Below are 516 nucleotides of genomic sequence, written 5' to 3'. Positions count from 1 at the left end.
GAAGTGTCATCGGCGATCGCCCGTGACCGGCTCCGCAGTGCAGTGCCGGTCATCGGACAATCCTCGTGGCAATCCGGCCGCGTTCACGCCGACGCTGTTGCCGACCGCGCCGCTGCTCCTCTGGGATCTGGGGGCACGAGTTGCACTCGGACCGCTGAGCTCCCAGTCGGATCAAACAGCACGTGTGACGGTCGTGGACCAGCATTGGCGGGTCACCCAGCCGGATCATCGTCACCAAAGGTCGATCGGACAACGCTCGGGTCACCAGATCGGCATCCATCTCAACCGCGAGGCGCCGCATGCTGCCCGCGGTCCGGTGTGCCGCCCCAAACGCGCCAGCGCACGAGGCCGCAACCCCTCCCAGAACGGCCCGCCGGGTAACGGTGCCGGCCTCGACGCACGCGTCCACCAGGGCATCCACACGCGTCCACCAGGGCATCCATATGACACCGAATAGTGTCGACCAATGCGCTGGGATCCTGCTCGCGCCCGAGCACCGGAGTGCCGGGCAGCGAC

Origin of the sequence: Dietzia sp. HMSC21D01 (genome assembly GCF_001815995.1) — a bacterium.
Taxonomy (GTDB): Bacteria; Actinomycetota; Actinomycetes; order Mycobacteriales; family Mycobacteriaceae; genus Dietzia; species Dietzia cinnamea.
Note: the sequence above shows the minus strand (reverse complement) of the source record.